This is a genomic window from Halorubrum hochsteinianum (assembly GCF_023702125.1).
Lineage (GTDB): Archaea > Halobacteriota > Halobacteria > Halobacteriales > Haloferacaceae > Halorubrum > Halorubrum hochsteinianum.
On the sequence record NZ_CP098415.1, the window covers coordinates 1444208 to 1455554 of the forward strand.

General features: G+C 70.8%; 12 protein-coding genes and 1 tRNA gene. 10 read left to right on the plus strand and 3 right to left on the minus strand.

Features of this window, described 5'->3' with window-relative positions; all coding sequences use genetic code 11:
- Positions 1–69: 69 nt before the first annotated feature.
- A complete protein-coding gene (locus tag NAF06_RS07150; RefSeq protein ID WP_008584921.1) occupies positions 70–1881 on the plus strand; it encodes an acyl-CoA carboxylase subunit beta in 1812 nt (603 codons plus the stop codon).
- A 17-nt stretch (positions 1882–1898) separates the two neighbouring features.
- Here the strand turns inward: NAF06_RS07150 and NAF06_RS07155 are convergent, their stop codons facing one another.
- Entirely contained in the window at positions 1899–2447 is a 549-nt protein-coding gene (locus NAF06_RS07155) for a hypothetical protein (RefSeq protein WP_008584919.1), read from the minus strand.
- 157 nt (positions 2448–2604) lie between these two features.
- On the opposite strand from NAF06_RS07155, the gene NAF06_RS07160 reads away from it, so the two are divergent.
- Both NAF06_RS07160 and gfo6 read left to right on the plus strand, forming a co-directional pair.
- Positions 2605–3132, plus strand: coding sequence for a redoxin domain-containing protein (locus NAF06_RS07160; protein WP_008584917.1), 528 nt, complete (start codon positions 2605–2607; stop codon positions 3130–3132).
- A 71-nt stretch (positions 3133–3203) separates the two neighbouring features.
- Positions 3204–4316, plus strand: a complete 1113-nt coding sequence (gene gfo6 / locus NAF06_RS07165; protein WP_008584915.1) for a D-xylose 1-dehydrogenase Gfo6 — start codon at positions 3204–3206, stop codon at positions 4314–4316.
- A gap of 8 nt (positions 4317–4324) precedes the next feature.
- On the opposite strand, the gene NAF06_RS07170 is transcribed toward gfo6, so the two are convergent.
- Together NAF06_RS07170 and NAF06_RS07175 are read right to left on the minus strand one after the other, a co-directional pair.
- On the minus strand, positions 4325–5161 hold the full coding sequence (locus NAF06_RS07170; RefSeq protein WP_008584913.1) for an aldo/keto reductase: 837 nt from the start codon (positions 5159–5161) through the stop codon (positions 4325–4327).
- A gap of 450 nt (positions 5162–5611) precedes the next feature.
- Positions 5612–5682 (minus strand) — tRNA-Gly (locus tag NAF06_RS07175).
- 107 nt (positions 5683–5789) lie between these two features.
- Between NAF06_RS07175 and NAF06_RS07180 the strand changes: the two genes are divergently transcribed.
- From NAF06_RS07180 to NAF06_RS07210, 7 genes are all read left to right on the plus strand, one after another.
- A complete protein-coding gene (locus NAF06_RS07180) occupies positions 5790–7073 on the plus strand; it encodes a PQQ-dependent sugar dehydrogenase (protein WP_008584911.1) in 1284 nt (427 codons plus the stop codon).
- A gap of 236 nt (positions 7074–7309) precedes the next feature.
- On the plus strand, positions 7310–8176 hold the full coding sequence (locus NAF06_RS07185) for a putative RNA uridine N3 methyltransferase (protein ID WP_049908819.1): 867 nt from the start codon (positions 7310–7312) through the stop codon (positions 8174–8176).
- A 4-nt stretch (positions 8177–8180) separates the two neighbouring features.
- Positions 8181–9197 carry a 50S ribosomal protein L3 gene (locus NAF06_RS07190; RefSeq protein WP_006630124.1) on the plus strand — a complete coding sequence of 339 codons (1017 nt, stop codon included), beginning with the start codon at positions 8181–8183 and terminating at the stop codon, positions 9195–9197.
- A 3-nt stretch (positions 9198–9200) separates the two neighbouring features.
- Positions 9201–9947: a 50S ribosomal protein L4 gene (gene rpl4p / locus NAF06_RS07195; protein WP_008584907.1), complete on the plus strand. Its 747-nt coding sequence runs from the start codon at positions 9201–9203 to the stop codon at positions 9945–9947.
- On the plus strand, positions 9944–10198 hold the full coding sequence (locus tag NAF06_RS07200; RefSeq protein WP_008584905.1) for a 50S ribosomal protein L23: 255 nt from the start codon (positions 9944–9946) through the stop codon (positions 10196–10198). The genes rpl4p and NAF06_RS07200 overlap by 4 nt, the downstream gene beginning before the upstream one ends.
- A 1-nt stretch (position 10199) precedes the next feature.
- On the plus strand, positions 10200–10922 hold the full coding sequence (locus NAF06_RS07205; protein WP_008584902.1) for a 50S ribosomal protein L2: 723 nt from the start codon (positions 10200–10202) through the stop codon (positions 10920–10922).
- The gene (locus tag NAF06_RS07210; protein WP_006630128.1) at positions 10919–11344 is read left to right on the plus strand and encodes a 30S ribosomal protein S19; all 426 of its coding nucleotides are present in this window, start codon (positions 10919–10921) and stop codon (positions 11342–11344) included. The genes NAF06_RS07205 and NAF06_RS07210 overlap by 4 nt, the downstream gene beginning before the upstream one ends.
- Positions 11345–11347 lie beyond the last annotated feature (3 nt).

An 11347-nucleotide genomic window follows, 5' to 3' on the forward strand; every position in this document is an offset into this window, starting at 1 on the left:
CGGACCGACCGCGGCCGCTCCCGAACCCGCATGGAAAACTGTTTAGGATCTACCGCAAATCTTGCGCCCATGAAAGTCCACGTCGGCGCGGCGGCGACCCCGGAGGAGGCCGAGGCGATCGCGAAGTCGCTCGCGGAACACCTCGGCGTCGACGTCGACGTCCACGTCGGCGACGGGGAGACGCCCGCCGCGAGCGCCGAGGCCCCGGAGCCGAGCTACCCGCTCGACGACGACCTCGGTCCCACGGACCGCGAGCGCGACCTCCGGGCCGAGATCGACGACATCCTTCAGGGCGGTCCCGAGAAGTACCGCGAGCGCCTCTCGGAGCAGGGGAAGCTGTTCGTCCGCGACCGGCTCGACCTCTGGTTCGGCGGGGAGAACGGCACCCGCGGGGCCGGCGACGCGAGCGCGTCGGACGGCGACCCGGCGGGCGTGAAGTTCGAGGACGGGAAGTTCGCCGCGTTCGACGACTGGCACCCGAACGCGCCGGCCGACGAGGACGGGGAGGGGAACGAGGCGGGCGGCGACCGCCTCCCGGGCGACGGCCTGCTCACCGGGGCCGCGGAGTTCGAGGGGCGCGACGTCCACTTCATGGCCAACGACTTCACCGTGAAGGCGGGGTCGATGGCGTCGAAGGGCGTCGAGAAGTTCCTCCGGATGCAACAGCGCGCGCTGAAGACGGGGAACCCCGTGCTCTACCTGATGGACTCCTCCGGCGGGCGGATCGACCAGCAGACGGGCTTCTTCGCCAACCGCGAGGGGATCGGGAAGTACTACTACAACCACTCGATGCTGTCCGGCGCGGTGCCGCAGATCTGCGTCCTCTATGGCCCGTGTATCGCCGGCGCGGCCTACACGCCCGTCTTCGCCGACTTCACGGTGATGGTCGAGGGGATGTCGGCGATGGCGATCGCCTCGCCGCGGATGGTCGAGATGGTCACCGGCGAGGAGATCGAGATGGACGCGCTGGGCGGCCCCCGCGTCCACGCCGAGGAGTCCGGCTCCGCCGACCTCGTCGCGCGCGACGAGGAACACGCCCGCGAGCTGGTCTCGGACCTGATCGGCTACCTGCCGGATCAGGCGGGGGAGAAGCCGCCGCGACGCGAGACGAAGCCGCCGAAGTTCTCGCCGGACGGAATCGACGAGCTGATCCCGGAGTCGCCGAACCGCGCGTACGACGCCCACGACCTCCTCGACCGGATCGCCGACGCCGAGTCGGTGTTCGAGCTGAAGGAGGGGTACGGGCCGGAGATCGTCACCGCCTTCTGCCGGATCGACGGGCGACCGGTCGGCGTCGTCGCCAACCAGCCGACGGAGCGGTCGGGGGCCATCTTCCCGGACGCCGCGGAGAAGGCCGCGGAGTTCATCTGGACCTGCGACGCCTACGAGATCCCCCTCCTGTACCTCTGTGACACCCCCGGCTTCATGGCCGGGTCGCAGGTGGAGAAGGACGCGATCCTAGAGAAGGGGAAGAAGATGATCTACGCCACCTCCTCGGCGACGGTCCCGAAACAGACCGTCGTCGTCCGCAAGGCGTACGGCGCGGGCATCTACGCGATGGGTGGGCCGGCCTACGACCCCGAGAGCGTCATCGGGCTCCCCTCCGGCGAGATCGGCATCATGGGGCCGGAGGCGGCGATCAACGCCGTCTACGCGCGGAAGCTCGCCGAGATCGACGACGAGGAGGAGCGCGCGGCGGAAGAGGAGCGCCTGCGCGAGGAGTACCGCGAGGGGATCGACGTCCACCGGATGGCGAGCGAGGTCGTCATCGACGAGATCGTTCCCCCCTCCGACCTCCGCGCCGAACTGGCCGCCCGGTTCGACTTCTACGAGGACGTTCGGAAGGACCTGCCGGAGAAGAAACACGGAACCGTCCTCTGAGGGTCGGACGGTCCGGACTACAGCGACGCGACGAGTTCGCCGCCGACGAGCCCGAGAACGCCGCCGAACCCGAGCGCCACCGCGACGCCGACCGCCAGCAGCGCGCCGACGTACGCGGCGGAGCCGACGAGCGACGCGGCGGCGAACCGCGGCCCGGAGACGGTCGAGGCGTTCGCGGTCGGGACGGCGAGCCACCCGCGCGTCCCGGGGACCGCGTTCGAGACCGCCACCGCCGGGAGCCCCCACCGGTCGAGCCAGCGGGCCGCGCCGTCGAGGCGGCCCGCCCCGACCGGCACCGCCCTGAACTCCGTGGGGTCCACGTCGAACCGCCGGACTGCGACGAAGACGGCCGACTGGCCGACCGTCGCGCCCGCCACCGCCGCGGCGAACACCGGGAGGACCGCGACCGCCTCGACGCCCGCGGCGACCACCGTCGCGACGAACAGCGTCCGGGCCGGCAGCACCTTCCCCACGAGCGCGCCCTCCAGGGCGAAGACGACGAAGATTGCCGCGGCCCCGTAGGTGCCGACGAGGGCGAGCGCCGTCTCCGCGTGGGCTCCGATCACGGCTCACCTCCGCGCCCCACGCGTAAAACACCCACCGGAACGGTCGGTAGCACGACTCACGCGTCCGTTCCGACCGATTTCGGCCGCAGTCGTCCGGATCGGCGCTCCGTGCGGCGTCGGGGGCGGTTATTTGTCACTCACGCGCGCACCGGCTCGTATGATCGGCGTCGGCGACACGGCCCCGGACTTCATCGCCCCGGCGGTCTCGGGGGGAAGCGCAGTCGAACTAGAGCTGTTCCGGCTCGTCGAAGCGCACGAGGCCGTCGCCCTCGCCTTCGCGCCCGCGACGTTCGCGCCGACCTGTACCGCCGCGCTCGCCGCGGTCCGCGACGCGGGGTGGAGCGACCGCGACGACCTCGCCGTCGTCGCGCTCACCGGCGACTCGCTGTACGCCGGGTTCGCGTACGCAGACCGGTTCGACCTCCCGTTCCCGGTCGTCGCCGACTTCCACGGGGGCGTCGCGGAGTCGTACGACCTGCTCGCGCCGTCGTGGGAGGGTCACTCCGACATCCCGCGGCGCGCGACCGTCGTTATCGACGGCGACTGGACCGTCCGGTTCGCCGAGGCGACGGCCGACGCGCTCGACCGCTCCGACCCCGCGCCCGTCGAGAACGCGACGGAGGCCGTCCGTGAGATCGGTCTCGACGTCGACCGACCGCGGGTGGAGTACGACGGGGCGTGGTGAGCGCCCGGGTCGCCTCCCTCCCCTCCCGGCGTTGTCGAGGTTATTTGACGCCCGCCCGCACAGGTTCGGACATGGAAGCCGCCCTCGCGGAGTACCTCGACGAGTTCACGCGCCGGGACTGGGAGACGCTCGATCCGGAGGCCGTCACCGACCCTGTCCGGGTCGCGGTCGTCGGCCTCGGGTGGTTCGCCCGCGAGTGGGCGCTGCCCGGCATCGAGCGGTCGGCGTACACCGAGGCGACCGTCGTCACCGACGTCGACGCCGCCGCCGTCGAGGCGGTCGCGGCCGAGCGCGACGTGACTGGCGTCACCCCCGAGGAACTCCGAGCCGGCGCGGTCGCGGACGCGTACGACGCGGTGTACGTCGCGACGCCGAACGCGACGCACTTGGAGTACGTCCGCGCGGCCGCGGAACAGGGGAAGGCCGTCCTCTGCGAGAAGCCGCTGGAGGCGACGCCGGAGCGCGCCCGACGGCTCGTGGCCGCGTGCGAGGAGGCCGGCGTCCCGCTGATGGTCGGCTACCGGATGCAGACCGACCCCGCCGTCCGGCGGCTCCGCGACCTGCTCGACGCGGGCGTCGCGGGCGAGGTGGTCGGCGTCCACGCGACGATGTCGCAGACGATGCTCGGCGAACTCGGCGGCGACGCGGACCAGTGGCGGCTTGACCCGGCGCTGTCGGGCGGCGGCGCGCTCATGGACCTCGGCGTCTACCCGATCAACACGACCCGGTTCGCGCTCGGCGCGGACCCGGTCCGCGTGTCCGGGCGGACCCGCTCGGAGCACGCGGCGTTCGCCGACGTCGACGAGCACGCCACGTTCCGGCTGGCGTTCCCGGGCGGCGTCGACGCGCTGTGTACGGTGAGCCAGAACGCGCAGCACGCGAGCCGGCTGGAGGTCACGGGAACGGAGGCGAGGCTGGTTCTGGACCCGGCGTTCTACGAGCGCGAGGACCGCGGGTTCGCCGTCGTCCGCGACGGCACCAGGATCGACGTGGACTTCGATCAGGTCCACCAGATCGAAGAGGAGTTCGCCTACTTCGGCCACCACCTGCTGGCGGACGAGCCGTTCCACCCGGACGGCGAGCACGCCCTCGTCGACGTGCGCGCGCTCGACGGAATCTACGAGTCGGCCGAGACCGGCGAGCCGGTCGCGCTAGATGACGACTACGACCCCGACGCGGCCTGAGAGCCGCTCTACTGTTCGATCCCGTACACGTCGCTCGTCCAGTCGCGGGCGGGGGTGTCGTACACCGGCGCGTCGCGGTCGCGATTGTCGAGCCGCCGCCGGTCGGCCTCCTCCAGCTCCCAGTCCATCTCGGCGTTGGCCCGGACGTGGGCCGGCGTCGACGAGCGCGGCAGCGGGACGACGCCGCTGTCGATCGCCCACCGGACCACGACCTGTGCGGGGTGCTTGTCGTACTTTTCCGCCAGCTCCGCGACGACCTCGTCGCCGAACACGTCCGTCCGCGCGAGCGGCGCGGCCGCCTCGATGACGGTGTCGGTCTCGCGGCAGTAGTCGACCAGATCGGGGCGCTGGAACCACGGGTGGAACTCGATCTGGTTGACCGCGATCGGCACGTCGGAGATGTGGTGGGCGCAGCTCAGCTGGTAGGCGCTGAAGTTGGAGACGCCCACGTCGCGGACGAGTCCCCGCTCGCGTAGCTCCGCCATCGCCCGGAGCGTCTCGCGCAGCGAGATCGCGGGGTTGGGCCAGTGGATCAGGTATAAGTCGAGGTAGTCGGTGCCGAGCCGGTCGAGCGACGCCTCGCACGACTCGATCACCGACTCGTAGTTGAGGTTCTTCGCGAGCACCTTCGAGGTGAGGAACACGTCGTCGCGGTCGTACTCCGCGAGCGCGCCCCCGATGACTTCCTCGTTGTGGTACCCCTCGGCGGTGTCGATGTGCGCGTACCCCGCGTCGAGGGCCGCCCGCACGCTGTCGGCCGTCTCCTCGTCGTCGAGGCCGTACGTGCCCAGCCCGAGCGCCGGCAGCTCCGCGCCGCTCGGGAGCGTCTTGGTCGGAACGGTCATGCGAGGGGGTTCGCCGGATCGCCGATTGAAAGTACCGGTCGGGGAACCCGCCTCCGCCGAAACGCCGTGCGGTGGCGCGCGCCTCCGAGCGGTCGCCGGAGGCGACCGCGAGGAGCGCGTGCGAGGTCGCTGGCGCTGCGCGCCGGCTGCCAGAGGGACCGAAGGTCCCTCGCTGGACGCGGTGAGCGAGTGGGTGACCAGAGGGAGCCCCGAGCGAACCGCGAGGCTGGAGAGGCGTGAGGTGCGGTGCTGCGAGAGAAGACGGATCTGCGGGGCTACTCCGATCGAGACGAACAACTCCCTGGTTCGACTCGTGAGGTTAGGAAAACGCACCGGCCGAGACTCCCGTGAGCAGCGAGAGGCCTCCGGTGTCTCTGGCAGCCGGCGCGAAGCGCCGGCGACGCAGCGAACGGGAGTCAGGCCGGTGGATTTTCGAACGAAGTGAGAAAATGCACCGGCCGAGATTTGAACTCGGGTTGCAACCATGGCAAGGTTGCGTGATACCACTACACTACCGGTGCGTGCTTCGCATCCGATCGTAGCCGGAGTCGGAGATATAAGGGTTCCGAACGACGGTCGGCGGAAGGGTCATCGGTAGCGCGTTCCCATGTCCGTTCGAACGAAACCAATGGCCGACCGTTCACCTCGAATCGACAGACGCACCGCCCTCCGCGCGACCGGCGGCCTCGTCGGGACCGGAACCCTCCCCGCGATCGCCGGGTGTCTCGGCGGAAACGGCGGCGACGGCAGCGATGACGACGGCAGCGGCGGCGACGACGGCGGCGAAGCCCCCCCGCCGGACGACGGCGCGGACGTGGACTACGCAGTCGAGACCGTCGCGGACGGCTTCGAGAACCCGTGGGGAATCGCCTTTCTGCCCGGCGACGGCCGCCTGCTCGTCACCGAGCGCCCGGGACGACTCTCGCTCGTCGATCCCGCGGACGGGACGGTCGAGGGGGTCGCGGGCGCGCCCGAAGTGTTCCCGGAGGGGCAGGGCGGCCTGCTCGACGTCGCGGTCCACCCCGACTACCCGGACGACGCCCGGGTCTACCTCACCTACAGCGCGACCGCCGACGGCGAGCGCGGCGCGACGACGCACGTCGGGGCCGGGCGGCTCCCGCTCGACGGCGACGACGGCCCCGCGCTCGACGGGTTCGAGGCGTTCTTCGCCGCCGAGCCGTTCCGCGAGGGCGCGAACCACTTCGGATCGCGGGCGACGTTCGGTCCCGACGGGGCGCTGTTCGTCACGGTCGGCGACCGGCGCGACACGAACTTCGGGCCCGACCACGTCTCGCAGGACCGATCGACCGAGCTGGGCGCGACGCTGCGGCTGACGCCCGACGGCGACCCCCACCCGGAGAACCCGTTCGTCGACGATCCGGACGCGGCCGACGCGCTGTACAGCTACGGCCACCGGAACCCGCAGGCGATGGCCGTCCGTCCCGAGACCGGCGGGCTCTGGCAGTGCGAACACGGCGAGGAGGACGGCGACGAGATCAACGTCGTCGAGCGCGGGGGGGACTACGGCTGGCCGGTCGCCAGCGAGGCCTGTCGCTACGGGACCGACGAGCCGTTCGCCCCGGCGCACGACGAGCGCGAGGGCGTGACCGCGCCGGTCCACTACTGGCCGTGCGGCTCCGGCGGCTTCCCGCCGAGCGGGGCCGTCTTCTACGACGGCGACGCGTTCCCCGAGTGGCGCGGCGACCTCCTCGCCGGCACGCTCGCGGCGCAGTACCTCGGGCGGTTCACGGTCGACGGCGACGGCCTCGACGCGACCGTGACCGAGCGCGACCCGCTGCTCGACGACCGGGAGTGGCGGATGCGCGCGGTCGCGGTGGAACCGGCCACCGGCCACCTCTACGTCGCGGTCGACGACGGCGACGCGCCGATCGCGCGGATCGTCCCGGCGTGAAGGCCGTCACCCCCCTGGCGTGAAGGCCGTCACCCCCCTGGCGTGAAGGCCGTCACCCCCCCCCGGCGTGAAGGCCGTCACCCTCCCGGCCTGCCCCCAGCCACCGCGGTGACGGTTCACACGGTCTCGGCGTCGAATTCGACCGCCAGACCCCGTGTGAACGCGGCACAGCCGGAGATCGGGACCGCTATCCTTTTACGGTGGCGTCCGGAATCGAGGGGTACAGTCTCGCCACGATGCGTACCGAAGACGGGCTCACGATCTGTGTACCGTCTTCGCTCGTTCGGGAGGCCGAGGACGACCGCGAGGCGACTCGCAAACTCGGCTACGTCGCCCGTGCGGCGGCGGTGTTCCGGGCGGATCGGCTGGTCGTCTTCCCCGACGCGGAAGGCGACGGTCGACGGGGCGGGGAGTACGTCCGCACCGTGCTGGGGTACGCCGCGACGCCCCCGGAGCTCCGGAAGGACCTCTGGGGACAGCGCGACGAACTCCGGTACGTCGGCGTGTTACCCCCGCTCCGCGTGCTGTGGCGGACCGGCTCGACCCCTAGCGGGGGAGAGTCGAAAACACAGGGACTCGTGACCGAGGTCGGACCTGAAGGCCGCGTCCGGGTCAATTCCCCGCTGCGGGAACACCCGATCTCCCTGCTCGTCCCCTCCGACATGGAGGTCGAGCAGGGGGAGCGCGTCACCATCAGGGTCTCTTCGAGAGAACCGGTCCGCGCCCGCATCGCCGGGAAGCCCGAGGCAGGCTTCCAGGTCGTGGCCGCGGACCTGTCGGAAGCGCTCGCCGGCGACGGACTGGCCGTCGCGACGTCGCGACACGGGGAGGAACTCTCCGTCTCGCGGCTCGGCGACCTCGTCTCGGACGCCCGCGAGGCCGGCGGTTACACCGTCGCCTTCGGCGCGCCCGAGCGGGGGCTTCCGGAGATGCTCGGGCTCTCGCCCGACCGCATTCGGGCGGCCGTCGCCGACGGCCGCTCGGTCGAACCCGATCCGGGGTTCGACCTCTGGCTGAACACGATCCCGGCACAGGCGAGCGAGGTCGTCCGGACGGAGGAGGCTCTGTTCGCGACCCTCGGCTCGCTCACACTCACGGAGTAAACACATGCCACAACCAAGCCGACCACGAAAAGGCTCGCTGGGCTACGGCCCGCGCACCCGCGCAGACAGCGAGGTGCCGCGCATCCGTTCGTGGCCAGAAGACGACGGGGCCCCTGCGCTGCAGGGATTCGCCGGCTACAAAGCCGGAATGACCCACGTCATGATGGTCAACGACGAGGCGAACTCGCCGCGTGAGGGAATGGAGGAGGCCGTTCCCGTCACCGTCGTCGAGACGCCGCAGATGTACGCCGTCGCCGTGCGAGCCTACGAAGAGACGCCGTACGGACAGAAGCCGGTCGCAGAGGTCTGGAGCGGCGAGTTCCACGAGGAGCTCGACCGCGCTCTCGACCTGCCGGCGGAAGACACCTTCGAGGCCGACGCGGAGGAGCTGCGCGCGCTGCTCGACGACGACGTCGTCGACGACGTGCGCGTCATCACTCACACCGCGCCCTCGGAGCTCTCGAACGTGCCCAAGAAGAAGCCCGACGTCATGGAGACGCGCGTCGGCGGCGGCTCCCTCGAGGAGCGCGCCGACTTCGCGCTGGATCTGGTCGCCGAGGGTGGTGCCCACGAGTTCGGCGACGTCTTCCGCGCGGGGCAGTACACCGACGTCTCCGGCATCACGAAGGGCAAGGGGACGCAGGGTCCCGTCAAGCGGTGGGGCGTTCAAAAGCGGAAGGGCAAACACGCCCGTCAGGGATGGCGGCGTCGGATCGGCAACCTCGGTCCGTGGAACCCCTCCCGCGTCCGCTCGACCGTGCCCCAGCAGGGCCAGACCGGCTACCACCAGCGCACCGAGCTCAACAAGCGCCTCATCGACTTCGGCGAGGGCGACGACGCCTCCGTCGACGGCGGCTTCGTCAACTACGGCGAGGTCGACGGCGAGTACGCGCTCATCAAGGGCTCGCTGCCGGGACCGGACCAGCGCCTGCTGCGCTTCCGCCCGGCCATCCGGCCGAACGACCAGCCGCGCCTCGACCCCGAGGTCCGGTACGTTTCAACCGAATCCAACCAGGGATAACCAATGAACGCAACAGTACACGACCTGGACGGCGACGAGGCCGGCACGATCGATCTGCCGGACGTCTTCGAGACCGCGTTCCGACCGGACCTCATCGGTCGCGCGATCGGTGCCGCCCAGGCCAACCGAAAGCAGGCCTACGGGGCAGACGAGTTCGCCGGGCTGCGGACGCCCGCCGAGTCGTTCGGCTCCGGCCGCGGGCTCGCGCACGTGCCGCGTTCCGAGAACGTCGCCCGTCGCGTCCCGCACGCCGTGTCGGGGCGCGCCGCGCACCCGCCGAAGGCCGAGAAGGACCAGACGAAGAAACTGAACGACAAGGAGCGACAGCTCGCCATCCGGTCGGCCATCGCGGCCACGACCGACGCCGAGCTCGTCGCCGAGCGCGGCCACGCGTTCGACGAGGATCTCGACCTCCCGCTCGTCGTGAGCGACGAGTTCGAGGACCTCCAGAAGACGCAGGAGGCCCTGAGCGTGCTCGAAGCCGTCGGCGTCGACGCCGACATCGAGCGCTCCGAGGAGGGCCGCTCCGTCCGCGCCGGGCAGGGCAAGGCCCGCGGCCGCAAGTACCGCCAGCCGAAGTCTGTCCTCGTCGTCACCAGCGAGGAGCCGTCCCGCGCCGCCCGCAACCTCGCGGGCGTCGACGTCGCGACCGCCGACGAGGTCAACGCCGAGGACCTCGCGCCGGGCGCGCACCCGGGCCGACTCACGCTGTGGACCGAAAGCGCCGTCTCGGAGGTGGCAGACCGATGAACTCGGTCATCGAGCATCCGATCGTCACCGAGCAGGCGATGAACGAGATGGACTTCAACAACAAGCTGCTGTTCCTCGTCGACGTGGACGCGACTAAGCCGGAGATCAGCTCCGAGGTCGCCGAGCGCTACGACGTGGGCGTCGTCGGCGTGAACACGCAGGTGACGCCGCAGGGCGAGAAGAAGGCGATCGTCACCCTCTCCGAGGACGACGACGCGACCGAAATCGCCTCGCGCATCGGGGTGTTCTAAGATGGGACGACGAATCCAAGGACAACGGCGCGGACGCGGCGGCCCGACGTTCCGGGCCCCCTCGCACCGTTACAAGGCGGAACTGTCGCACAAGAAGCTCGAAGACCGTGACACGATCACCGGCGAGATCGTCGGGATCGAACACGACCCCGCCCGCTCGGCTCCGCTCGCGGAGATCGAGTTCGAGGACGACGACCGTCGGCTCGTGCTCGCGCCGGAAGGCGTGCGCGTGGGCGAGACGATCCAGGTCGGCGTCTCGGCGGAGATCAAGCCGGGCAACACGCTCCCGCTGGCGGAGATCCCCGAGGGCGTCCCGGTCTGTAACGTGGAGAGCAACCGCGGGGACGGCGGGAAGTTCGCGCGCGCCTCGGGCGTGTCCGCGACGCTTCTCACACACGACCGCGACGTCGCGGTCGTCCAGCTCCCCAGCGGCGAAGTGAAGCGACTCGACCCCCAGTGCCGCGCCACGATCGGCGTGGTCGCGGGCGGCGGCCGGACGGAGAAACCCTTCGTCAAGGCCGGGAACAAACACCACAAGATGAAAGCGCGCGGCACCAAATACCCGCGCGTGCGCGGCGTCGCGATGAACGCCGTCGACCACCCCTTCGGTGGCGGTGGTCGCCAACACCCCGGACAGCCGAAGTCCGTCTCGCGGAACGCCCCGCCGGGACGCAAGGTGGGTGACATCGCATCCAAGCGCACCGGACGAGGTGGCAACAAATGAGTTCAGATTACCGAACCGGCCGCGAGGACAAGGAGTTCGCCTACCGCGGTCACTCGCTCGACGAGCTGCAGGAGATGGACGTAGACGAGGTCGCGGAACTGCTCCCCGCACGCCAGCGGCGAAGCATCGTTCGCGGACTCGGCACCGAACAGCAGAAGCTGCTGGAGACGGTCCGGAGCCGCGACAAGGAGACGACGGCCGACGACCCGATCCGGACGCACCTGCGCGACATGCCAGTGCTGCCGGAGTTCGTCGGCGTCACCTTCGCCGTGTACAACGGTCACAGCTTCGAGCGCGTTCAGGTCGAGCCCGAAATGATCGGGCACTACCTCGGTGAGTTCCACCTCACCCGAAGCACCGTCGAACACGGTCAGGCCGGCATCGGCGCGACCCGGTCCTCGAAGTTCGTGCCCCTCAAGTAACCC

Bases quoted from the DNA above. Each gene is read 5' to 3' on its own strand.
- NAF06_RS07150 (WP_008584921.1), top strand. From the start codon at position 70: ATGAAAGTCCACGTCGGCGCGGCGGCGACCCCGGAGGAGGCCGAGGCG.
- NAF06_RS07160 (WP_008584917.1), top strand. From the start codon at position 2,605: ATGATCGGCGTCGGCGACACGGCCCCGGACTTCATCGCCCCGGCGGTC.
- gfo6 (WP_008584915.1), top strand. From the start codon at position 3,204: ATGGAAGCCGCCCTCGCGGAGTACCTCGACGAGTTCACGCGCCGGGAC.
- NAF06_RS07170 (WP_008584913.1), bottom strand. From the start codon at position 5,161: ATGACCGTTCCGACCAAGACGCTCCCGAGCGGCGCGGAGCTGCCGGCG.
- NAF06_RS07180 (WP_008584911.1), top strand. From the start codon at position 5,790: ATGGCCGACCGTTCACCTCGAATCGACAGACGCACCGCCCTCCGCGCG.
- NAF06_RS07185 (WP_049908819.1), top strand. From the start codon at position 7,310: ATGCGTACCGAAGACGGGCTCACGATCTGTGTACCGTCTTCGCTCGTT.
- NAF06_RS07190 (WP_006630124.1), top strand. From the start codon at position 8,181: ATGCCACAACCAAGCCGACCACGAAAAGGCTCGCTGGGCTACGGCCCG.
- rpl4p (WP_008584907.1), top strand. From the start codon at position 9,201: ATGAACGCAACAGTACACGACCTGGACGGCGACGAGGCCGGCACGATC.
- NAF06_RS07200 (WP_008584905.1), top strand. From the start codon at position 9,944: ATGAACTCGGTCATCGAGCATCCGATCGTCACCGAGCAGGCGATGAAC.
- NAF06_RS07205 (WP_008584902.1), top strand. From the start codon at position 10,200: ATGGGACGACGAATCCAAGGACAACGGCGCGGACGCGGCGGCCCGACG.
- NAF06_RS07210 (WP_006630128.1), top strand. From the start codon at position 10,919: ATGAGTTCAGATTACCGAACCGGCCGCGAGGACAAGGAGTTCGCCTAC.